The sequence below is a fragment of the Nocardioides sp. YIM 152315 genome, from assembly GCF_029210375.1.
Lineage (GTDB): Bacteria > Actinomycetota > Actinomycetes > Propionibacteriales > Nocardioidaceae > Nocardioides.
This window is the reverse complement of record NZ_JARGER010000043.1, coordinates 380,869-403,241: the sequence shown is the minus strand read 5'-3', so window position 1 is coordinate 403,241 and position 22,373 is coordinate 380,869. Positions and strand designations below refer to the sequence as shown.

The window sequence follows — 22,373 nt, the reverse complement described above, 5'->3', positions numbered from 1 at the left end:
GTGCCACACGGGGAAGGAAACTCGCGCGTAACTTTGCCGGCCAGCCGCCGTTGGTACCGGACAAGGGAGACGGGGGAGTGGGTCCGAGCGTGCTGTGGCGCGCAGCGACGAGGAGGGACAGGGACAGATCATGGGTGTCGAGATCGCGGTCGAGAACCTCAGCAAGTCGTTCGGCAAGCAGCTGATCTGGGGCAACGTGACCCTGACCATCCCCGCCGGTGAGATATCGGTGATGCTCGGCCCGTCCGGCACGGGCAAGTCCGTGTTCCTCAAGAGCCTGATCGGCCTGATCAAGCCAGACCAGGGCTCCATCCTGATCGAGGGCACCGACATCGCCACCTGCTCCGAGAAGGATCTCTACGAGATCCGCAAGCTGTTCGGCGTGCTGTTCCAGGACGGCGCGATGTTCGGCTCGATGACCCTCTACGACAACGTGGCGTTCCCGCTGCGCGAGCACACCCGGAAGTCCGAGTCCGAGGTCCGCGACATCGTCATGGAGAAGATGGACCTCGTCGGCCTGCTCGGCGCCGAGGACAAGCTGCCCGGCGAGATCTCCGGCGGCATGCGCAAGCGCGCCGGTCTTGCCCGGGCCCTCGTGCTCGATCCCGAGATCCTGCTGATCGACGAGCCGGACTCCGGCCTCGACCCCGTGCGCACGTCGTTCATCAACCAGCTCTTCGTCGACCTCAACGCCCAGATCGACGCGACCTTCCTCATCGTCACCCACGACATCAACACCGCCCGCACCGTCCCCGACAACATCGGGCTGCTCTACCACCGCCACCTCGCGATGTTCGGGCCCCGGGAGATGCTGCTGTCCTCCGAGGAGCCGGTCGTCCGCCAGTTCCTGAACGCCCAGACGATCGGCCCGATCGGCATGTCCGAGGAGAAGGACGCCGACGAGCTCGAGGCGGAGCGCGGCCGGGAGATGCCACCGCTGCCGCCGATCCCGCTCCAGCTCGAGCCGTCCAACGGCCTGCCCCGCCGCGGCCAACGCCCGGCGGGCGGCTGGTGCCGCGACAACGGCGTCGTCCCTCCGTCGGGGTCCTTCGCGACGAACATGTCGATGGCGACCGGCGGCTGAGCCCGATGTCGTCCCTCACCGCCCAACGGGTCCTGGCGCCCGTCGGGACCGCCGGCAACCTCTTCGCCTTCGGCCTCGACGTCGGCAGGAACATCTTCCGCCGCCCCTTCCAGGCCAGGGAGTTCATCCAGCAGGCGTGGTTCATCGCGTCGGTGACGATCATCCCCACCGCGCTGGTCGCGATCCCGTTCGGCGCGGTGATCGCGCTGCAGGTCGGCGGTCTGATCAAGCAGTTCGGCGCCCAGTCGTTCACCGGCTCCGCCGCCGTGCTCGCCGTGGTCCGCGAGGCGGGACCGATCGCGACCTCGCTGCTGATCGCGGGTGCGGCCGGCTCGGCCATCGCGGCCGACCTCGGCGCGCGCAAGATCCGCGAGGAGCTCGACGCGATGATGGTGCTGGGCATCGACCCGATCCAGCGCCTCGTCGTACCCCGGGTGCTGGCGTGCATGCTCGTCGCCGTCTTCCTCAACGGGCTGGTGAGCGTCGTCGGCGTCGCGGGTGGCTACGTCTTCAACGTCGTCCTGCAGGACGGCACCCCGGGCTCCTACCTGGCGAGCTTCACCGCGCTCGCCCAGCTCCCCGACCTGTGGCAGGGCATGGTCAAAGCCCTGGTCTTCGGCCTGATCGCCGCGATCGTCGCCTGCTACAAGGGCATGAACGCCAAGGGCGGCCCCAAGGGTGTCGGCGACGCCGTGAACGAGTCCGTCGTCGTCACCTTCATGCTCCTCTTCATCGTCAACTTCGTGATGAGCGCGATCTACTTCCAGCTCGTCCCACCCAAGACGGGCTGACGACATGGCGAGCATGAGGGCCGTCTACGAACGGCCGGCGAAGTTCCTCGACGACCTCGGCGCCGAGCTGCTCTTCTTCGTGAAGGCGCTCGCGTGGACGCCGCGCACCATCCGGCGCTACAAGAAGGAGATCCTGCGGATCCTCGCCGAGGTGACGCTCGGGTCGGGTGCGCTGGCGGTCATCGGCGGCACCGTCGGCGTGATCGTCGCGATGTGCTTCTTCACCGGCACCGAGGTCGGTCTGCAGGGGTACGCCGCGCTGAACCAGATCGGCACCGCCGCGTTCTCGGGCTTCGTGTCCGCGTACTTCAACACCCGCGAGATCGCCCCGCTCGTCGCCGGCATCGCGCTGGCCGCGACCGTCGGGTGCGGCTTCACCGCGCAGCTCGGCGCGATGCGCATCTCCGAGGAGGTCGACGCCCTCGAGGTGATGGCGATCCCGTCGCTGCCGTTCCTGGTGACGACCCGGATCATCGGCGGCCTGATCGCGATCATCCCGCTCTACGTGGTCGGCCTGCTGGCGTCGTACTTCGCGACCCGTCTGACCGTGACCCAGTTCTTCGGCCAGAGCGTGGGCACCTACGACCACTACTTCAACCAGTTCCTGCCGCCGGGCGACGTGCTGTGGTCCTTCGGCAAGGTGCTCGTCTTCGCGGTCACCGTCATCCTGATCCACTGCTACCACGGCTACAACGCCTCGGGTGGCCCCGCCGGCGTCGGCGTGGCCGTCGGCAAGGCCGTGCGCACCAGCATCGTGGCGCTCAACGTCATCGACCTGCTCCTGTCGATGGCGATCTGGGGCACGACCACCACCGTCCGGCTGGCCGGGTGACGCCGGTGCGCAGCACGGTCGACCGCGCCGGGATCCCCAAAGTGATGGGGATCCTGTTCCTCTGCCTGCTGCTGGGCGCGGTCTACCTGACCTACGCGATCTTCTCCAAGAAGTTCACCGAGTACGACGAGGTCACCCTGCGCACCTCGACGATCGGCCTGCAGTTGCCCGCGCGCGCCGACGTCAAGGTCCGGGGCGTCCTCGTCGGCGAGGTGCTCGACTTCCGGTCGACGGGTGAGGGCGCCGCCGTCACCCTCGGCATCTACCCGAGCCAGCTGGACTCGATCCCCGCCAACGTGACGGGCTCGATCGTGCCGAAGACGCTGTTCGGCGAGAAGTACGTCTCCCTGGTGGTGCCCGACGAGCCCGCGGCCGACCACATCGCGACCGGCGCCACCATAGAGCGGACCACGGTCTCGACCGAGGTCGAGCAGGTGCTCTCCGACCTCTACCCGCTGCTGCGCACCGTGCAGCCCGCCGAGCTCAACCAGACGCTCAACGCCCTCGCCACCGCGCTCGAGGGACGCGGTGAGGAGCTGGGCGAGAACATCGAGATCCTCGACGGCTACCTCCAGCGGATCAACCCGCAGATCCCCGCGCTGGTCGAGGACCTGCGGCTGACCGCCGAGGTCTCCGACAACTACGCCGACGTGCTGCCCCAGATCGCCCAGATCATCGACGACACCGTGCTCACGACGGGCACCCTCGAGGATCGCGAGGAGAAGCTGCACGCGCTCTTCGACGACGTCGCGTCGTTCTCCGGGACCGCCGAGGACTTCCTCGACGCCAACGGCGACAACCTGATCCGGTTCGCCGAGATCGGTCAGGAGCAGCTGCGGGTGTTCGCGAAGTACGCGCCGGAGTACGCCTGCCTGACCCGCGGCATCGTGAAGGCCGGCGCGCTGCAGGCCGAGGCCTTCCGCGGCTTCATGCTCCACATCGTCCTGGAGACGCTGCCACACCAGCCGCGGCCCTACGGTCCCGAGGACGTCCCGCGCTTCGGCGAGGACCGCGGCCCCAGCTGCCTGCACCTCGAGAACCCGCCGTGGAGCCAGGACAACCCGGTGCGGCACCAGCCGGACTTCGACGACGGCGTGGACGAGCCGACCGGCAAGGGGACCAGCCGCGTCCTGCCCAACCGCTCGTTCCGGCACGCCCGGCCCGGCAGCCCCGAGGAGACCGCCCTGCTGCGCTCCTTGCTCGGGCCGGCGCTGGGCGTCGGCGCGTCCGACGTGCCCGACCTCGGACCGCTCCTGGTCGGGCCGATGGCCCGCGGAGCGGAGGTGTCGCTGCGATGAACAACACCCCACGAAATCGCGAGCTTCCCCCGCAACGCTTCACCCCACGACCTTGTGGCTCCCCCGCTTCGCTCCTCCGCCACAAGCCCGCGGGGACCCCGCAGCTTCGCTCCTCCAGCCCACGATTCCGCGGGGGCCCCGGATGAAGATCCTCGACCGCCGCACCGGCGCCGACCTGGTCAAGCTGCTCGTGTTCATCGTGGTGACCACGCTGGCCACCTCGGTCCTCGTCGTGACGATCGGCAACCTCTCGTTCTCGCCGAAGAGCGAGTACCGCGCCGAGTTCGTGGACGCCACCGGCGTCGTCGAGGGTGACGACGTGCGCATCGCCGGCGTGAAGGTCGGCAGCGTCAAGGACGTCGAGATCGTCGACCGCACCCGCGCCCTGGTGACCTTCACGGTCGACGAGGCCGAGTCGCTCAGCAAGGCCACCCATGCAGCGATCCGCTACCGCAACCTGGTCGGCCAGCGCTACATCTCTCTCACCGACCAGATCGGCGACACCGGCGACCTCGCGCCGGGCGCCACCATCCCGGTCGACCGGACGACGCCGGCGCTGGACCTCACCGTGCTCTTCAACGGTTTCAAGCCCCTCTTCCAGGCACTCTCGCCCGCGGACATCAACCAGCTCTCCTACGAGATCGTCCAGGTCTTCCAGGGCGAGGGCGGGACCCTCGAGGGCCTGCTCTCCCACACCGCCTCGGTGACCTCGACGCTCGCCAGCCGCGACCAGGTGATCGGCGAGCTCATCGACAACCTCAACGAGGTGCTCGACCACCTCGGCGACCGCGACGACCAGCTCAGCGAGCTGATCACGACGTTCCGCACGTTCGTGGGCGGCCTGAAGGGCGACCGCAAGGCGATCCTCGGCTCGCTCGACGAGATCTCCGACCTGTCGGTGGAGACCGCCGGTCTGGTCTCGGGCATCCGCGAGCCGTTCGTCGACGACATCCACCAGCTGCGCCGGCTGTCGAAGAACCTCGACGACGGGAAGGCCGAGATCGATCGGGCCCTCCAGGTGCTCCCGATCAAGCTCAACAAGGTCGGCCGCACCGCGACGTACGGCTCGTGGTTCAACTTCTACCTCTGCCACTTCCAGGGCCGGGTCCGGCTGCCCGGCGGCGTCTCGGTGCCGGTCGACTACAACACCGGGTCCGACAGGTGTGATCTCGGATGACCCAGCCGACGCAGGGCCGGAAGCCGACCTCCTTCCGCGAGCGCAACCCGGTGGTGATCGGGGCGGTCAGCCTCGCCGTCGTCGCCCTCCTGGTGCTGGCGGCGTTCCGGGCGCAGGACCTGCCGGTGATCGGCGGGGGAGACACCTACTACGCCGCGTTCGCCGAGTCGGGTGGCCTGAAGCCGAACGACGAGGTGCGGATCGCGGGCGTGCGGGTCGGCAAGGTCGAGTCCGTCGAGCTCGACGGCGACCACGTGCAGGTGCAGTTCCGCGTCGACACCGACTCGGGCTTCGGTCCCGACACGCGCGCCGCGATCAAGGTGAAGACCCTGCTGGGTGCGATGTACCTCGCGCTCGAGCCCGCCGGGTCCGGACAGCTCGACACCGGGAGCGAGATCCCGGTCGAGCACACCACCTCGCCGTACGACGTGGTCGACGCGTTCTCGGGCCTGGCGTCCACCTCGGAGCGCATCGACACCGACCAGCTCGCGAAGTCGCTCACGACGCTGGCCGACCTGACCCGCAACACCCCCGAGGAGTTCCGGCGGGCGCTCGACGGCGTCTCCGCGCTCTCGTCCAACATCGCCGCGCGGGACCAGCAGATCAACACCCTGCTGAAGAACCTCGACCGCGTCTCCGGCGTGCTCGACGAGCGAGACCAGGACATCGTCGGGCTGATGAAGGACTCCGACGTCCTCTTCCGCGCGCTGGTCGCGCGGCGCAACGCCGTCCACGACCTGCTGGTCTCGACGGCCAGCCTCTCGAAGGAGCTCACCACGCTGGTCCGGCAGAGCCGCGAGGACCTGAAGCCGGCGCTCGACCACCTGGAGAACGTCGTCGCCGTCCTGAACAAGAACGAGGACAACCTCGACAACAGCCTGCGCCTGATGAAGCCCTTCTACCGGGTCTTCGCCAGCACGCTCGGCAACGGCCCGTGGTTCGACACCTACATCCAGAACCTCCCTCCGGTCCCGCAGGTGGGTGGCTGACATGGCGATGCTGAAGCGGGTGGTCGTCCCGGCCGTGCTGGTGCTCCTCCTCCTGGTGGCGGCCCTCACGATGTTCCGCAGCGACGACACCAAGACGCTGACCGCGCACTTCCCGCGCACGATCTCGATCTACGAGGGCAGTGACGTGCGCGTGCTCGGTGTGCCCGTCGGGAAGATCGACTCGGTGACGCCGTCGGGCACCGACGTCGTGGTCACCATGCACTACGACGCCGACGTCCAGGTGCCGGCCGACGCCAAGGCGGCGATCGTCGCACCCTCGATCGTGGGCGACCGGTTCGTCCAGCTGACCCCCGTCTACACGGGCGGACAGGAGCTGGCGGACGGTGCGACGCTCGACGAGGACCGCACGGCCGTCCCCCTCGAGCTCGACCAGATCTACACGAGCATCGACGACCTGACCGTCGCGCTCGGCCCCAACGGGGCCAACAAGGAGGGCGCACTCACCGACCTGCTCGAGACGACGGCGAAGAACTTCGGCGGCCAGGGAGAGAGGTTCCACCAGACCATCAAGGACTTCGGCCGGCTCAGCACGACCCTCGACGACAACAAGGAGGAGCTCTTCGGCTCGGCCCGCAAGCTCGAGGGCTTCCTCGGCACGCTCGCCGACAACGACAAGACCCTACGCCGGTTCAACGACTCCCTCGCCGACGTCTCGTCGATGCTGTCGGGCGAGCGCCAGGAGCTCTCGGAGGCGCTGGAGAACCTGTCGACCGCCCTCGGGCAGGTCACGACCTTCGTCAAGGACAACCGCGACGCCCTGGGCACGAACATCATCGGTCTCAACCGCGTCTCGAAGGTGCTGGTCAAGCGCCGGGCGGAGCTCGACAGCATCCTCGACTCCGCCCCGCTCGCCCTCAACAACCTCGCGCTGACCTACAACCCCGAGGCCGGCACGCTCGACACCAACGCCAATCTCGGCGAGCTCGTCAACCAGATCACCGGGGACCCGAGCACCTTCCTGTGCGGGATCGTGGGCCAGGCCGACAAGTCGGGTGCGTTGTGCGGCCTCGTCAAGCAGGCGCTGGGTCGCGCCGCGCCCGGCGGTCGCTCGTCCGCCGACAGGTTCGACCCGACCCTCGGCGGACTCGTGGAGGAGGAGAAGTGAGCCACCACCACCCCACCAAGTTGCGCGCTCCGCTCGCTGTGCTCGCTCCGCGCACAACTTGTCGGGGACCCCGGATGAGCAGCCCCGCGACGATCCTGCGCACCCTGGCCGGCGTGCTCGCCGGTGCGCTCCTGCTCACCGGCTGCGACTTCGACGTCTACGAGCTGCCCCTGCCCGGTGGCGCCGACGTCGGCGACGACGCCATCACGGTCACCGCCGACTTCCGCGACGTTCTCGACCTGGTGCCGAAGTCGACGGTGAAGGTCAACGACGTCAGCGTCGGCAAGGTGACCGACATCGACCTCGAGGGCGACCACGCCGTGGTGACCATGCAGCTGCCGCGTGACACCGACCTGCCCGCCAACGCGATCGCCGAGATCCGGCAGACCAGCCTGCTCGGCGAGAAGTTCGTGTCGCTGGCCCCACCGACCGGCGAGGAGGCCGAGGGCAGCCTCGGCGACGGGGCGGAGATCCCGCTCGAGCAGACCGGCCGCAACCCCGAGGTCGAGGAGGTGCTCGGCGCGCTGAGCCTGGTGCTCAACGGCGGCGGCGTCGCCCAGCTGAAGACCATCGCGACCGAGATCAACCACGCCCTCGACGGACGCGAGGGCGCCGCGCGCTCCGTGCTCGGACAGATCCGGCAGTTCATGTCGCAGCTCGACGAGAACAAGGACGACATCGTCACCGCGATCGACTCGGTCAACCACCTCGCGAAGGAGGTCCGCGAGCAGGAGGGCTCCATCGACGCCGCGCTCGAGGAGCTCCCGAGCGCCCTGACGTCGCTCGACAAGCAGCGCGGTGACCTGGTGAAGATGCTGCGGGCGCTCGACGACCTCAGCTCGGTCGGCGTCCAGGTCATCCGGGCCTCCAAGGAGGGCACGATCGACGCCCTCGAGCAGCTCACGCCGGTGGTCGAGGAGCTCGCGAACTCCGGTGACGCGTTCGTGAAGTCCTTCAACGTGTTCCTGACCTACCCCTTCGTCGACGAGGTCGTCGGTCGCGATCCGCAGGTCGCCCGCAACCTGCACATGGGCGACTACACCAACCTCTCCATCGAGCTGGACGTCGACCTCTCCGGTGGCATCACCGGCGTCCCGACGCAGCTGCCCACGCTCCTGCCCGGTGACCTGGAGCCGACCCGCCTGGTCCCGCTGCTCACGCAGTGCCTGACGAGCGGCGCGTTGACCAGCGCGTCCTGCCAGCAGCTGATGAGCACGGTCCAGGGCCTCAACCGCCTCAAGTCGGCGTGCCTCGAGCCGGAGAACGCGAACGTCGTGCTCTGCACCGCTCTCAAGCAGCTGCCCGGCCTGCCGCACCTGCCCGGCACCGAGAACCTCCCGTCGGTCCCGGTGCTGGGCGACCTGCTCGGCCTCGGCAGGGCCCCCGCCGGGCCGACGGCACGGGCGACGAAACGGGGACCGACGATGGGCCAGCTCAGCAAGGCCTTCGATCCGGCGCTGGTCCGGCTCCTCGTCCCGGGGATGGTGAGCGCGCGATGATCACCCGCCGCACCCGCATCCAGCTGCTCGTCTTCGTGGCGATCACCCTGCTCGGCGTCAGCTACGTCGGCGCCCGCTACGCCCAGCTCGACCGGGCCTTCTTCGACGACGACTACACCGTGGTCGCCCACTTCGAGCGCTCCGGCGGCATCTACGAGGGCGCCGAGGTCTCCTACCGCGGCGTCCGGATCGGCAAGGTCGGCGACATGACGCTCACCGACGGCGGCGTCGACGTCCATCTCGACATCGACAACGGTGTCGACGACATCCCGGCCGACACGCTCGCCGTGGTCGGCAACCGGTCGGCCGTGGGTGAGCAGTACGTCGAGCTGCAGCCGCGCAGGAACGACTCGCCGTACCTCGAGGACGGCTCCGAGATCGCGAGGGCGGACACCCAGACCCCGATCGCGACCGAGAAGTTCCTGGCCGACATCTCCGAGACCGTGCAGTCGGTCGACCGGGACGCCCTCGCGACGACGGTCGACGAGCTCGGCCGCGCGTTCGCGGGCACCGGCAAGGACCTCCAGCGGATCATCGACACCGGCAACTCCTTCATCGAGGAGGCCGACGCCAACTTCGACCTGACCACGGCGCTGATCCGCGACAGCAACACGGTGCTGCAGACCCAGGCGGACAAGGCGAGCGCGATCCGCACGTTCGCCGACCAGCTGAGCCTGTTCAGCGGCACGCTCGCGGGGTCAGACAAGGCGCTGCGCCAGGTGATCGACAGCGGCTCGGCGACGGCCGACCAGCTGCGCACCTTCCTCGAGGAGTACGGCGTCGACCTGGGCGAGCTCATCAACAACCTGGTGACCACCGGCGAGGTGATCGTCGAGCACCTCCCCGGCATCCGGCAGATCCTCGTCATCTACCCGTACGTCGTGGAGGGCGGCTTCACCGTCGTGTCCAAGTCGCCCGACACCGGCCTCTACGACGCCCACTTCGGCCTGATCCTGACGACCAACCCGGTGTGTCATGCCGGCTACGAGGGCACCGACACCCGTCCGCCGCAGGACGGCGGCAACCGCCCGGTGAACGAGCAGGCGGGCTGCACCGAGCCCGCGTCGAAGAGCAACGCCCGCGGCGTGCAGAACCTGCAGCGGGCGGCGCCGCACTACCGGGCACCGGTCGTCGCGTCGTACGACCCCGAGACCGAGCGGCTGCGCTGGAGCGACCGGGTCGACGGCGCCGACGCCCAGCCCGGGACCGCTGCCCCGACGAGCTTCGGAGAGGAGAGTTGGAAGTGGCTGTTTCTCCAGCCCTTGACCAGGAGCCCGAGGTGAGCGCGACCGAGCCGACCCCCGACCGGCAGGACCGGCGCCCCCACGGCACGGCCCGACTCGTCGTGCTCGGGGTGCTCGTGCTCGCGCTGCTCGCGTCGGCCGGCTGCCTCGTGTGGCTGCTCGCCGAGCGCCGCGGTGCCGCCGACAGCGCCCAGTCGGAGCGCGAGGCCGTGCTGCGCCAGACCGAGCAGTTCGTGCTGCGGCTCAACACCTACGGCCCCGACCAGCTCGACGACCAGGGCCGCCTGCCGGACTACCTGCAGCAGGTCAGCGAGGTGATCACGCCGAAGTTCGCGGCCGACTTCGAGAAGTCCGGGCTGCCGATCGCCGAGAAGACCGTCGCCCAGGCCGGCTACGGGCGGACGGCGGAGGTCTACGGCACCGGCGTCGAGTCGATCGGCGAGGACGACGCCAGCGTCGTCGTGGCCGCCGGCATCACCGGCAGCTACCCCGACCCGCAGCACCCCGACGACGACGCCAAGCGGGTCGAGGCCGACCCCGACGTGCTGCGCTGGGAGGTCGACCTGGTCCGCTCCGACGGTGAGTGGCTGGTCGACGACTACTCGACGGTGAGCGCCGAGGGGAGCGGGCAGTGAGCACCCCGAGCTGGTATGACCTCCTCGGCGTCGAGGCCGGCGCGAGCGAGGACGAGATCCGGGTCGCGTGGCGCGCCGCGATCGCCGACCTCGACCCGACCGACCGCCGGTTCGGGTCGCTCAACCGCGCCGCCGAGGTGCTGCTCGACGCCGACCGGCGCGCGGCGTACGACGCCGAGCTCGCCGCGCAGGCCCCCGGACCGGAGCCTGAGCCCGAGCCCGAGCCCGCACCGGCGCCGGCAGCGCCGACGGGCCGCCGGGTGGTGCCGGGCTGGCTGCTGGTCGGCGTGGCGGTCGTGACGCTGCTGGTCGCCGGCGCCGCGGCGGTGGTCGCGGCCACGGTGCCCTCCGACCGCGCGGTCGAGGACGCCTCCGCCGAGGCCCGGGCCGCGGCCGAGCGAGCGATCGTCCCGATCCTGTCCTACGACGCCAGGCACCTCGACGAGTCGCGGGCGGCCGCGCAGGCACACCTCACCGGCGACTACCGCGAGGAGTACGACAAGCTCTTCGACGGCGTGATCCAGCAGAACGCGCCGTCGACCGGCACGGTCGTGGAGGCCGAGCTGGTGCGGTCGGGCCTGGTGCGCGCCGACGACGACCGGGCGCAGGTCTTCCTGCTGGTCGACCAGACCCGCACCAACAAGGCCGAGAAGAGGCCGGTCGTCTACAAAAACTGGGTCACGGTGACCATGGAGAAGGTGGACGGCGACTGGCTGGTCGCGGGACTGGACACCTGAGCCCGGACGGCCGCGCTGCTTGACCTGGCCGCCCCGGGCGTTCATGATCGTCGCCAACGCCGCACCCGGCGCTCAGTCCGGGGTTTGTGGCGCGTGTCCGCGTGCGGTAGGCTTTTCCTTTGCGTCTGCCCTCAAATGCTCTCCAGCCTGCCCGGTGGTTGGTTCTGTGGTGGGCCGACGCCGATCTCACAGCGTTTCGTCGAAGGACACCTCTTGGCCGCGCGCACCACTTCTGCCCCCGCCAATTCGAATGGCTCCCGCCGCATCTCGTTCGCGAAGATCACCGAACCCCTCGAAGTACCGCAGCTCCTCTCCCTCCAGACCGACAGCTTCGACTGGCTGATCGGCAACGATGCCTGGCAGGCCGTCGTGCAGCGCCGGCTCGAGGCCGGGGAGGACGTCTCCCAGAAGTCCGGACTCACCGAGATCTTCGAGGAGATCTCGCCGATCGAGGACTTCTCCGAGACGATGTCGCTCTCGTTCGAGAACCCGGTCTTCTACGACCCGAAGTACTCCGTCGACGAGTGCAAGGAGAAGGACTTCACCTACTCCGCGCCGCTCTACGTGTCGGCCGAGTTCACCAACAACGACACCGGCGAGATCAAGGGCCAGACGGTCTTCATGGGCGACTTCCCGCTCATGACCGACAAGGGCACCTTCATCATCAACGGCACCGAGCGCGTCGTCGTCTCGCAGCTCGTCCGGTCCCCGGGTGTCTACTTCGAGCGCACCGCCGACAAGACGTCCGACAAGGACATCTACACGGCCAAGCTGATCCCCTCGCGCGGTGCCTGGCTCGAGTTCGAGATCGACAAGCGCGACCTGGTCGGCGTCCGGCTCGACCGCAAGCGCAAGCAGAACGTCACCGTCCTGCTCAAGGCGCTCGGCATGTCCGTCGAGGACATCCGCCGCGAGTTCGCCGACCCCAACAGCACCCCTGATCCCGAGACGGGGGAGCGCCGCGCCTACGAGTCGATCGAGCTCACCCTCGAGAAGGACCACACCCTGGGCGAGGACGACGCGCTCCTCGACATCTACCGCAAGCTCCGTCCGGGCGAGCCGCCGACGCGCGAGGCGGCCCAGACGCTGCTGAACAACTACTACTTCAACCCCAAGCGCTACGACCTCGCGAAGGTCGGCCGCTACAAGATCAACAAGAAGCTGGGCCTGGTCGAGGCCTTCGACCAGCAGACGCTGACCGTGAGCGACATCGTCAACGCGATCAAGTACATCGTCGCGCTGCACGACGGCCAGACCGAGGTCGAGTCGCCCCAAGGCGCCCTCGAGATCACCGCCGACGACATCGACCACTTCGGCAACCGCCGCATGCGGACCGTCGGCGAGCTGATCCAGAACCAGCTGCGCACCGGCCTCGCCCGCATGGAGCGCGTGGTCCGGGAGCGGATGACGACCCAGGACGTCGAGGCCATCACGCCGCAGTCCCTGATCAACATCCGCCCGGTCGTCGCGGCGCTGAAGGAGTTCTTCGGCACCTCGCAGCTGTCGCAGTTCATGGACCAGACCAACCCGATCGCCGGCCTGACGCACAAGCGTCGCCTCTCGGCGCTCGGCCCCGGCGGTCTCTCGCGTGACCGCGCCGGCATGGAGGTCCGCGACGTCCACCCGTCGCACTACGGCCGCATGTGCCCGATCGAGACCCCGGAAGGCCCGAACATCGGCCTGATCGGCTCGCTCGCGTCGTACGGACGGATCAACCCGTTCGGCTTCGTGGAGACGCCCTACCGGAAGGTCGAGAAGGGCAAGGTCACCGACAAGGTCGACTACCTCACCGCGGACGACGAGGACCGCTACGTCATCGCGCAGGCGAACGCCGTGCTCGACGACAAGGGTCGCTTCGTCGAGGAGCGCGTGCTCGTGCGTCAGCGCGACGGCGAGGTCTCCGAGATCCTGGCCGACGAGGTCGACTACATGGACGTCTCGCCGCGCCAGATGGTGTCGGTCGCGACCGCGCTGATCCCGTTCCTCGAGCACGACGACGCCAACCGCGCGCTCATGGGCGCCAACATGCAGCGCCAGGCCGTGCCGCTCATCCGCAGCGACGCGCCGCTGGTCGGCACCGGCATCGAGTACCGCGCCGCGGTCGACGCCGGTGACGTCGTCACCGCCACGGCCGCCGGTGTGGTCAAGGAGGTCTCCGCCGAGGTCGTCGAGACCATGAACGACGACGGGACCTACTCGACCTACAAGCTGTCGAAGTTCCGGCGCTCCAACCAGGGCACCTGCATCAACCAGCGGCCCCTGGTCTCCGAGGGTGACCGGGTCGAGGTCGGCTCGCCGATCGCGGACGGCCCGTGCACCGACGACGCGGAGATGGCGCTCGGCACCAACCTGCTGGTGGCGTTCATGCCGTGGCAGGGCCACAACTACGAGGACGCCATCATCCTCAGCCAGCGGCTGGTGCAGGAGGACATCCTCACCTCGATCCACATCGAGGAGCACGAGGTCGACGCCCGCGACACCAAGCTGGGCCCCGAGGAGATCACCCGGGACATCCCCAACGTCTCCGAGGAGATGCTGGCCGACCTCGACGAGCGCGGCATCATCCGCATCGGCGCCGAGGTGTCGACCGGTGACGTCCTGGTCGGCAAGGTCACCCCGAAGGGCGAGACCGAGCTGACCCCCGAGGAGCGCCTGCTCCGCGCGATCTTCGGTGAGAAGGCGCGCGAGGTCCGCGACACCTCGATGAAGGTGCCGCACGGTGAGTCCGGCACGGTCATCGGCGTCCGGGTCTTCGACCGCGAGGAGGGCGACGAGCTCCCGCCGGGCGTCAACCAGCTGGTCCGCGTCTACGTGGCGCAGAAGCGCAAGATCTCCGTCGGTGACAAGCTCGCCGGCCGCCACGGCAACAAGGGCGTCATCGCGAAGATCCTGCCGGTCGAGGACATGCCGTTCATGGAGGACGGCACCCCGGTCGATGTGATCCTCAACCCGCTGGGTGTCCCGCGTCGGATGAACATCGGCCAGATCCTCGAGCTCCACCTGGGGTGGCTGGCCAAGCAGGGCTGGGACCTCAACCTGTCCGACGACGCCAAGGACTCGGACTGGAAGCAGCGCCTGATCAAGATCCACGCGGACAAGGCCGACCCGAACACCCGGGTCGCGACCCCGGTCTTCGACGGCGCCCGCGAGGACGAGATCACCGGCCTGCTCGGTGCGACGATCCCCAACCGCGACGGCGTGCGGATGATCGACGAGACCGGCAAGGCGGACCTGTTCGACGGTCGCTCCGGCGAGCCGTTCCCGGACCCGGTCTCTGTCGGCTACATGTACATCCTCAAGCTGCACCACCTCGTGGACGACAAGATCCACGCCCGCAGCACCGGCCCCTACTCGATGATCACGCAGCAGCCGCTGGGCGGTAAGGCCCAGTTCGGTGGCCAGCGGTTCGGCGAGATGGAGGTCTGGGCGATGGAGGCGTACGGCGCCGCCTACGCCCTCCAGGAGCTGCTGACGATCAAGTCCGACGACGTGCCCGGTCGCGTCAAGGTCTACGAGGCCATCGTGAAGGGCGAGAACATCCCCGACTCCGGCATCCCGGAGTCGTTCAAGGTGCTCGTCAAGGAGATGCAGTCGCTCTGCCTCAACGTGGAGGTGCTGAGCCAAGACGGCACGGCCATCGAGATGCGCGACGCGGAGGAGGACGTCTTCCGCGCCGCCGAGGAGCTCGGCATCGACCTGTCCCGTCGCGAGCCCAGCTCGGTCGAAGAGGTGTGAGATGCGGCCCGGCGGTGGTGTCGAGACAGGACTTCGTCCTTCCTCAACCACCGCCGGGGCCCGCCTCCGCCCCCACTACTTCATCTTTCCTAGAACTACCGAAGGGTTGCAGCCACAGTGCTCGACGTGAACTTCTTCGACCAGCTTCGGATCGGCCTGGCCACCGCGGACGACATCCGCGCCTGGAGCCACGGCGAGGTCAAGAAGCCGGAGACCATCAACTACCGCACGCTCAAGCCCGAGCGTGACGGCCTCTTCTGCGAGAAGATCTTCGGTCCCACCCGGGACTGGGAGTGCTACTGCGGCAAGTACAAGCGCGTGCGCTTCAAGGGCATCATCTGCGAGCGATGCGGCGTCGAGGTCACCCGCTCCAAGGTCCGCCGCGAGCGGATGGGCCACATCGAGCTCGCCGCGCCGGTGACGCACATCTGGTACTTCAAGGGCGTCCCGAGCCGCCTGGGCTACCTGCTCGACCTGGCGCCGAAGGACCTCGAGAAGGTCATCTACTTCGCGGCGTACATGATCACCTCCGTCGACGAGGACGCGCGGCACCGCGACCTGGCCTCGCTCGAGGGCAAGATCGGCCTCGAGCGCGAGCGCCTCGAGAGCCGCATGGAGAACGCGCTGTCCGACCGGGCCAAGAAGCTCGAGGAGGACCTCGCCGCCCTCGAGGCCGAGGGTGCCAAGGCCGACCAGCGCCGCAAGGTCAAGGACGGCGCGGAGCGCGAGATGGCCCAGATCCGCAAGCGCGGTGAGGCCGAGGTCGCGCGCCTCACCGAGGTCTGGGACACCTTCAAGAACCTCAAGGTCCAGGACCTCATGGGCGACGAGATGCTGTACCGGGAGATGAAGAACTGGTTCGGCAAGTACTTCGAGGGCCACATGGGCGCCACGGCGATCCAGAAGCGCCTCGAGAACTTCGACGTCGAGGCGGAGGTGGAGTCGCTGCGCGACACCATCGCCAACGGCAAGGGCCAGCGCAAGGTCCGCGCCCTCAAGCGCCTCAAGGTCGTCGACGCCTTCCGCAAGACCGGCAACAAGCCGCAGGGCATGGTGCTCGACGCCGTCCCGGTCATCCCGCCGGACCTGCGGCCGATGGTGCAGCTCGACGGTGGCCGCTTCGCGACCTCCGACCTCAACGACCTGTACCGCCGCGTCATCAACCGCAACAACCGCCTCAAGCGACTGCTCGACCTCGGTGCGCCCGAGATCATCGTCAACAACGAGAAGCGGATGCTGCAGGAGGCCGTCGACTCGCTGTTCGACAACGGCCGCCGTGGCCGCCCCGTCACGGGGCCGGGCAACCGCCCGCTGAAGTCGCTGTCCGACATGCTCAAGGGCAAGCAGGGCCGGTTCCGCCAGAACCTGCTCGGCAAGCGCGTCGACTACTCGGGCCGTTCGGTCATCGTGTCGGGTCCCCAGCTGAAGCTGCACCAGTGCGGCCTGCCCAAGCAGATGGCGCTGGAGCTCTTCAAGCCGTTCGTGATGAAGCGCCTCGTCGACCTGTCGCACGCGCAGAACATCAAGTCCGCCAAGCGGATGGTCGAGCGGGCCACCTCCGGCGCGCGGTACGCCGTGGTGTGGGACGTCCTCGAGGAGGTCATCACCGAGCACCCCGTGCTGCTCAACCGTGCGCCTACGCTGCACCGCCTCGGCATCCAGGCCTTCGAGCCGCAGCTGATCGAGGGCAAGGCGATCCAGATCCACCCGCTCGTCTGCTCGGCGTTCAACGCCGACTTCGACGGCGACCAGATGGCGGTGCACCTGCCGCTGTCCGCCGAGGCCCAGGCCGAGGCGCGGATCCTGATGCTGTCGACCAACAACATCCTCAAGCCGTCGGACGGCCGTCCGGTGACCATGCCGACCCAGGACATGATCATCGGCCTGTTCTTCCTGACGACCGAGCGGCCGAGCCAGCCCGGCGAGGGCCGGGCGTTCGCGAGCCAGGCCGAGGCGATCATGGCCTTCGACCATGGCGAGATCACCCTGCAGAGCCCGATCAAGATCCGGTTCACCGACGTCGTGCCGCCGCTCGAGGCGGGTGCCGACGAGGCGGAGCCGGGTCAGACGATCACGCTCGAGACCACGCTGGGTCGCGCGATCTTCAACGAGACCCTGCCGGCCGACTACCCGTACGTGAACTACGAGGTCGGCAAGAAGGCCCTCGGCGCGATCGTCAACGACCTCGCCGAGCGCTACACCAAGGTCGAGGTCGCCGCCTCGCTCGACGCGCTCAAGGACACCGGCTTCCACTGGGCCACCCGCTCCGGCGTCACCGTCTCCATCGACGACGTGACGACCCCGGGCCAGAAGGTCGAGATCCTCTCGGGCTACGAGGCGCAGGCCGCCAAGGTCCAGAAGCAGTTCGAGCGTGGTCTGGTCACCGACGAGGAGCGCCGCCAGGAGCTCATCGAGATCTGGACCCAGGCGGCCAACGAGGTCGGCAAGGCGATGGAGACGACGTTCGACCGCGCCAACCCGATCTTCATGATGGTCGAGTCGGGTGCCTCCGGAAACATGAACCAGATCCGGCAGGTGGCCGCCATGCGTGGCCTGGTGGCCAACCCGAAGGGCGAGATCATCCCGCGCCCGATCAAGTCGAACTTCCGTGAGGGCCTGACCGTCCTCGAGTACTTCATCGCGACGCACGGCGCCCGCAAGGGCCTGGCGGACACCGCGCTGCGGACCGCCGACTCGGGCTACCTGACCCGTCGCCTGGTGGACGTCTCGCAGGACGTCATCATCCGCGAGGACGACTGCGGCACCGAGCGTGGTCTGCCGAAGCGGATCGGTGAGCGTCGCGAGGACGGAAGCGTGGTCAAGGCCGAGAACGCCGAGACCGCGGCGTACGCCCGCTCGGCCGCCACCGAGGTCGTCCACCCGGAGACCGGCGAGGTCCTCGCCGGCGCCGGTGAGGACCTCGGCGACGTCAAGATCGGCGAGCTCGTGGCCGCCGGCATCGAGGAGGTCAAGGTCCGCTCCGTGCTGACCTGTGACGCCAAGACCGGTACCTGCGCCAAGTGCTACGGCCGCTCGCTCGCGACCGGCAAGCTCGTGGACATCGGCGAGGCCGTCGGCATCATCGCGGCCCAGTCGATCGGCGAGCCCGGCACGCAGCTGACGATGCGTACCTTCCACACCGGTGGTGTGGCGTCGGCCGACGACATCACGCAGGGCCTCCCGCGTGTGGTCGAGCTCTTCGAGGCGCGCTCCCCGAAGGGCCGCTCCCCGATCGCCGAGGCCACCGGCCGCGTGGAGATCGAGGAGACCGACAAGGCCCGCAAGGTCCTCATCACGCCGGACGACGGCTCCGAGGTCCAGGAGTACCCCGTCTCGAAGCGCTCGCGTCTGCTCGTCGCGGACGGCGACAACGTCGAGGTCGGCCAGATGCTCACCGTCGGTACGCCGGACCCGCAGGACGTGCTGCGAATCCTCGGTGTGCGTCGGGCGCAGGAGCACCTGGTGGACGAGGTCCAGGCCGTGTACCGCTCGCAGGGTGTGTCGATCCACGACAAGCACATCGAGATCATCGTCCGGCAGATGCTGCGCCGGATCACGGTGATCGAGTCCGGTGACACCCACCTGCTCCCGTCGGACCTGGTCGACCGGGTGCGGTTCGAGGAGGAGAACCGGCGCGTGGTCTCCGAGGGCGGCAAGCCGGCCTCGGGTCGTCCGGTCCTCATGGGCATCACCAAGGCCTCGCTGGCGACCGAGTCGTGGCTCTCGGCGGCCTCCTTCCAGGAGACCACCCGCGTGCTCACCGACGCGGCGATCCACGGTCGCTCGGACTCGCTGCGCGGTCTGAAGGAGAACGTGATCATCGGCAAGCTGATCCCGGCGGGCACCGGCCTCGAGCGGTACCGCAACATCCGGGTGGAGCCCACCGAGGAGGCCCGCGCCGCGGCGTACTCCGTCACCGGCTACGACTCCTACGACTACGAGTTCGGTGGCGGCCAGGCCGTCGCCCTGGACGACTTCGACTTCGGGTCGTACCAGAACTGAGCGCCCCTGCCCGGAGCTTGCTCCGGGCAGGACCAGGCGCGAAGGTTGAGGAGCGTCGACACGGACCGCGCGTCAGCGCGGGACGTGTGACGCGTCTCGAAACCCAGTCCGTCGCACAGAGGCCCCATCGCCCGGTCGGGTGGTGGGGCCTCTGTCATCTCCGGGACGCCGATTCGGCGCACGCGCGGCTCGGGCCGGGCGCCTGATCGACCCGGACTTCTCGGGCGCTTCCCGCGCTTCTCGGGTGTTGCAGTGGCCGAGAGGTCCAGGAATACCCGGTGCACCGGGTATTCCCGCGACAAACGTGACCGATGACGCGCGACCCGAGATGACGGGGCGGCCGCCGGATGCAGGAGAGGGCCGCGTCGGGGCAACCGGCGGCCCCGTGTCGGCGTCCCACTGGCATGACCAAGCGACTGATCGCATCCCTGGTCCTCGGCCTCCTCGCCGCGGGCCTGACAATTCTGACCGCGCACGCGGCCGGCCCGCCGGAGTGCACCAACGCCCACCTGAAGGCGTCCTACCGCGGCGGTGACGCGGGGATGAGCCACCGCTACGGGTGGATCGTGCTCCGCAACGTCTCCGACCGCGCGTGCCGGATCGAGGGGTACGGCGGGCTGTCGTACGTCGGCGGCGGCGACGGCACGCAGGTCGGGGCGGCCGCGACCCGCGCGAAGGGGCGGACGCCGAGCACCGTGGTGCGGCCGGGACACCGGGTGAGCAGCCCGGTCGCCGAGACGCTGGCCGCGCCGTACCCGAAGCGCAGGTGCCGCCCGGCGCATGTCGACGGGCTCCGGGTCTACCTGCCGGACGAGACCCGGTCGCAGTTCGTCCGACACCCCGGCACGGGGTGCCGCAACGAGCGGGTGCACCTCCTCGAGCACGGCCCCTACCGCGCCCGGCGCTGACCACTAGCATCGGCGGGTGACTCGGGTCCTCCTCGTCGCCCTCGTGATCGCCGGTCTGGTCGGCCTCACCCCTGCCTCGCACGCCGACGGCGTGCGGCCGGTGGCGGTGCCCCCGGCGGGGCGGGCCGCGGACACCTCGCACCCGGACCACGTGATCGGTCGCGGGACCCCGGCGAGCTGCACGTCCGCGGCCGTGGTGCGGGCGGTGCGCCGGGGCGGCGTGATCAGGTTCGACTGCGGACCGGAGCCGGTGACGATCCGGATGCGCCGGACGGCGAAGGTCGTCAACGACTCCCGTCGCGTGGTCATCGACGGCGGCGGGCTGGTCACCCTCGACGGCGGTGGCGAGCGCCGGATCCTCTACCAGAACACCTGCGACCCGAAGCAGCACTGGACGACGTCGCACTGCAACGACCAGGCGTCGCCGCGACTCACCGTGCAGCACCTCACCCTCGCGCACGGGAGCTCGGTCGGCGAGACCTACGACGGTGGCGGCGGCGGCGCGATCTTCGTGCGGGGTGGCCGACTGCGGATCGTCGACTCGACGTTCGTCGGCAACCGCTGCGAGCGCAGGGGGCCGGACCTGGGTGGCGCGGCGGTGCGGGTGCTCGATCAGCACCGCGACCGGCCGGTGTACGTCGTGGGCAGCACGTTCCGCGGCGGGCGGTGCAGCAACGGTGGCGCGCTGAGCAGCATCGGCGTCTCCTGGCGGGTGCTGAACAGCACGTTCGTCGGCAATCGGGCCGTGGGCCACGGCGCCAACCCGGCCCGCGCCGGGACGCCGGGCGGCGGCAGTGGAGGGGCGATCTACCTCGACGGCAACCGGTTCACCCTCGACCTCGGCGGCACCCTGGTCCGGGACAACGTCGCGCGGGAGGGCGGCGGCGCGGTCTTCTTCGTGAGCAACGACCGCACCGGCACGATGCGGATCCGGCACTCGACGCTCGCGCGGAACCCCAGTCGCGGGTTCGAGACGCGGGGACTGCCCGGCATCTTCTTCCTCGGCGCGCGGCGCCCCGGAATCACGGATTCGACGCTGCGCTGAGACAATCGGAGCGTGAGCATACCGACCCAGACCGACGTCCTCGTCGTGGGCGCCGGCCCCGCGGGGTCGGCGGCCGCCGCGTGGGCGGCCCGGTCGGGGGCCGAGGTGGTGCTCGCCGACGCGGCGGTCTTCCCCCGTGACAAGACCTGCGGCGACGGGCTGACCCCACGCGCGATCGGCGAGCTCGAGCGGCTCGGGCTCGGGGACTGGCTGCGCGCCCACACGGTCAACCGGGGGCTGCGCGCCCACGGCTTCGGGCAGACCCTGCTGCTGCCCTGGCCCGGCGGCACTCTCCCCGACTGGGGGTCGGCGGTGGCGCGCACCGAGCTCGACGACCACCTGCGCACGACGGCGATCAAGGCGGGCGCGACCGCGGTCGACGGGCACCGCGCGGTCGACGTACGTCGCGACCGGGGCCGGGTGACCGCGGTCGTCTTCCGGACCGACGCCGGACCGGTCGAGATCGCCTGCCGCCGCCTGGTCGTGGCCGACGGGGTGCGCTCCCCGCTGGGCAAGGTCCTCGGCCGGGAGTGGCACCGCGAGACCGTCTACGGCGTCGCCGGTCGGTCCTACGTCGCCTCCGGCATGTCCGACGACCCGTGGATCAGCTCCCACCTCGAGCTGCGCGGCGAGGACGGCGCCGTGCTCTCCGGCTACGGCTGGATCTTCCCGCTCGGCACCGGCGAGGTGAACCTCGGCGTCGGCACGCTCGCCACCGCCAAGCGTCCCGCCGACCTGGCGATCAAGCCGCTGATGGCGCACTACGCCGCCCAGCGGCGCGACGACTTCCAGCTCACCGGCGAGCTGCGGATGCCGACCTCGGCGCTGCTGCCGATGGGCGGCGCGGTGTCCAACGTGGCCGGTCCCAACTGGGCGCTGATCGGCGACGCCGCCGGGTGCGTGAACCCGCTGAACGGCGAGGGCATCGACTACGGGCTCGAGACCGGCCGCCTGGTCGCGGAGATCCTGGCGGAGACGGCGTCGTCGGACCGGGGCGACCTCGGCACCGTCTGGCCGGCGCTGCTGCGCGACCACTACGGCGAGGCGTTCTCGATCGCCCGCCGGCTCGCCGGCCTCGTGACCGTGCCGCGCCTGCTGCCGGCGCTCGGCCCGGTCGGGATGCGCTCGGACTGGCTGATGACCCTGGCCCTGCGCTGGATGGGCAACCTGGTCACCGACGACGACCGCGACCGCGCCGCCCGCGTCTGGCGCTGGGCCGGCCGGCGCTCGCTGACCCGCGACCACCGGCCGCCGTTCAGCTGAGACGGGTC

16 protein-coding genes are annotated in these 22,373 nt (G+C 69.7%); all 16 read left to right on the top strand.

Annotation, left to right across the window (positions count from 1 at the left end; genetic code table 11):
* Positions 1 to 130 precede the first annotated feature (130 nt).
* The 16 genes from PZ894_RS20845 to PZ894_RS20770 all read left to right on the top strand — a co-directional run bounded on the left by PZ894_RS20845 (position 131) and on the right by PZ894_RS20770 (position 22,365).
* Positions 131 to 1,084, top strand: coding sequence for an ABC transporter ATP-binding protein (locus PZ894_RS20845; RefSeq protein ID WP_275747757.1), 954 nt, complete (start codon positions 131 to 133; stop codon positions 1,082 to 1,084).
* 5 nt (positions 1,085 to 1,089) lie between these two features.
* Positions 1,090 to 1,875 (top strand): ABC transporter permease, encoded by a 786-nt coding sequence (locus PZ894_RS20840; protein ID WP_275747756.1) that lies wholly within the window; start codon positions 1,090 to 1,092, stop codon positions 1,873 to 1,875.
* A 4-nt stretch (positions 1,876 to 1,879) separates the two neighbouring features.
* Positions 1,880 to 2,707 carry an ABC transporter permease gene (locus PZ894_RS20835; protein ID WP_275747755.1) on the top strand — a complete coding sequence of 276 codons (828 nt, stop codon included), beginning with the start codon at positions 1,880 to 1,882 and terminating at the stop codon, positions 2,705 to 2,707.
* A gap of 5 nt (positions 2,708 to 2,712) precedes the next feature.
* Positions 2,713 to 4,005 carry an MCE family protein gene (locus PZ894_RS20830; protein ID WP_275747753.1) on the top strand — a complete coding sequence of 431 codons (1,293 nt, stop codon included), beginning with the start codon at positions 2,713 to 2,715 and terminating at the stop codon, positions 4,003 to 4,005.
* A 142-nt stretch (positions 4,006 to 4,147) separates the two neighbouring features.
* Positions 4,148 to 5,182, top strand: a complete 1,035-nt coding sequence (locus PZ894_RS20825; protein WP_275747752.1) for an MlaD family protein — start codon at positions 4,148 to 4,150, stop codon at positions 5,180 to 5,182.
* A complete protein-coding gene (locus tag PZ894_RS20820; protein ID WP_275747751.1) occupies positions 5,179 to 6,171 on the top strand; it encodes an MCE family protein in 993 nt (330 codons plus the stop codon). The genes PZ894_RS20825 and PZ894_RS20820 overlap by 4 nt, the downstream gene beginning before the upstream one ends.
* Before the next feature lies 1 nt (position 6,172).
* A complete protein-coding gene (locus tag PZ894_RS20815) occupies positions 6,173 to 7,297 on the top strand; it encodes an MCE family protein (RefSeq protein ID WP_275747750.1) in 1,125 nt (374 codons plus the stop codon).
* Between the two features lie 74 nt (positions 7,298 to 7,371).
* On the top strand, positions 7,372 to 8,796 hold the full coding sequence (locus tag PZ894_RS20810) for an MCE family protein (protein ID WP_275747749.1): 1,425 nt from the start codon (positions 7,372 to 7,374) through the stop codon (positions 8,794 to 8,796).
* Positions 8,793 to 10,079, top strand: coding sequence for an MlaD family protein (locus PZ894_RS20805; protein WP_275747748.1), 1,287 nt, complete (start codon positions 8,793 to 8,795; stop codon positions 10,077 to 10,079). The genes PZ894_RS20810 and PZ894_RS20805 overlap by 4 nt, the downstream gene beginning before the upstream one ends.
* Positions 10,076 to 10,675 carry a hypothetical protein gene (locus PZ894_RS20800; RefSeq protein WP_275747747.1) on the top strand — a complete coding sequence of 200 codons (600 nt, stop codon included), beginning with the start codon at positions 10,076 to 10,078 and terminating at the stop codon, positions 10,673 to 10,675. The genes PZ894_RS20805 and PZ894_RS20800 overlap by 4 nt, the downstream gene beginning before the upstream one ends.
* A complete protein-coding gene (locus PZ894_RS20795) occupies positions 10,672 to 11,412 on the top strand; it encodes a DnaJ domain-containing protein (protein WP_275747746.1) in 741 nt (246 codons plus the stop codon). Before PZ894_RS20800 ends, PZ894_RS20795 begins: the two co-directional genes overlap by 4 nt.
* A gap of 213 nt (positions 11,413 to 11,625) precedes the next feature.
* Entirely contained in the window at positions 11,626 to 15,147 is a 3,522-nt protein-coding gene (locus PZ894_RS20790) for a DNA-directed RNA polymerase subunit beta (RefSeq protein WP_275747745.1), read from the top strand.
* Positions 15,148 to 15,264: 117 nt separating this feature from the next.
* The gene (locus PZ894_RS20785; RefSeq protein ID WP_275747744.1) at positions 15,265 to 19,149 is read left to right on the top strand and encodes a DNA-directed RNA polymerase subunit beta'; all 3,885 of its coding nucleotides are present in this window, start codon (positions 15,265 to 15,267) and stop codon (positions 19,147 to 19,149) included.
* Between the two features lie 404 nt (positions 19,150 to 19,553).
* A complete protein-coding gene (locus tag PZ894_RS20780; protein ID WP_275747742.1) occupies positions 19,554 to 20,057 on the top strand; it encodes a DUF4232 domain-containing protein in 504 nt (167 codons plus the stop codon).
* 16 nt (positions 20,058 to 20,073) lie between these two features.
* Positions 20,074 to 21,102, top strand: a complete 1,029-nt coding sequence (locus tag PZ894_RS20775; RefSeq protein WP_275747741.1) for a hypothetical protein — start codon at positions 20,074 to 20,076, stop codon at positions 21,100 to 21,102.
* A 12-nt stretch (positions 21,103 to 21,114) separates the two neighbouring features.
* Positions 21,115 to 22,365, top strand: coding sequence for a geranylgeranyl reductase family protein (locus PZ894_RS20770; RefSeq protein ID WP_275747740.1), 1,251 nt, complete (start codon positions 21,115 to 21,117; stop codon positions 22,363 to 22,365).
* Positions 22,366 to 22,373 lie beyond the last annotated feature (8 nt).